The 1,084-nt window shown below is 48.0% G+C and carries 1 protein-coding gene; it reads right to left on the reverse strand.

The features are described from left to right. Positions 1-109: 109 nt before the first annotated feature. The gene (locus BMY36_RS19145) at positions 110-727 is read right to left on the reverse strand and encodes a response regulator (protein ID WP_175469353.1); all 618 of its coding nucleotides are present in this window, start codon (positions 725-727) and stop codon (positions 110-112) included. Between the last annotated feature and the right edge of the window lie 357 nt (positions 728-1,084).

Raw genomic sequence — 1,084 nt, forward strand, 5'->3', positions numbered from 1 at the left:
CGCTACGACAGATGCCCAAAGGTTTTCCTTTCAGCCATCGCCCTCGCAGCAACCGTCTTGTTATGGCTTTGATTATCAATGAGTCTGGAGCCTAGGGTCGCCTGACCAATCATATGATCGACGTTTGCTGTGCTATCATGGCGGCGTGGGTGCGGTTCTTTGCGTGCAATTTTTGACAGATGGATCGCATATGCATTTTAACCATTACTTCGGTAATGTTCAAAATGTGGGCGATTTCCTTGTTGGTCATTCCTTTGGGCAACCTGCGCAGGATTGTTTTTTCAATTTCAGTCAGTCTGCTACCCGGCTTGTTTGCGTCGCTTTCTGATCGTCTGGGCAAAGGTACAAACGTTTGACCCGACGCAATGACATGAATGGCGCCGATCAGAGCCCTGATAGGCAAAGTCTTGGGAATATAGCCTTTCGCACCAAGTTCGATGGCTTTCCAGATAAATGCGTCATCCACTTGGCCAGAGAAAACCACCACGGCGCCAGGTTGATTGACCCTAGCAATATCTTCCACGCTGTTCAAACCATCCATTCCTGGCATATTCACGTCCAGCAGAATGACGTCGTAGCTGTCAGCCATCTTTATTTCCTTCAGGACCGAATCAGCATCATGTGCAACAGTGACGGAAAAAGTCGGTTCTGATCGCAGAATTTGGGCGATGGCGTCGCGGACAAGTTCGTGATCGTCGCCGATCAGAAGTGAGAGCTGCTGTGTCATCTGTATCTCGTTCATTTGGTAAGGCTTGCCATGTAGCTACTGGGCAGCTGAAGATCATAAATTGCGGATTACAAAGGGCGATACGCAGACAGTTATTATTTACCCATTTAATTTTACAGGCTTTCTGTCATTTGTCTGCCCCTTTTATCGAAAGATACTTTGTTTACTCCAAAATAGTAATCTATTGCGCTGTTGACTGCCTCTGAGAACTGACCCGGCATTGTTACCGAGATTTGACCCGCCCAGTCATTATGTGTGCAGCGTGGTTGTGTCGCAAACTTTGTCGTTGTTTGAGGATGCCCATTTACAGGACATAATTATGCCGCGAGCCCAGCAAAGGTCTGGAAGGCGGTGGAG

It is taken from the genome of Pseudorhodobacter antarcticus (assembly GCF_900110135.1).
GTDB lineage: Bacteria > Pseudomonadota > Alphaproteobacteria > Rhodobacterales > Rhodobacteraceae > Pseudorhodobacter > Pseudorhodobacter antarcticus.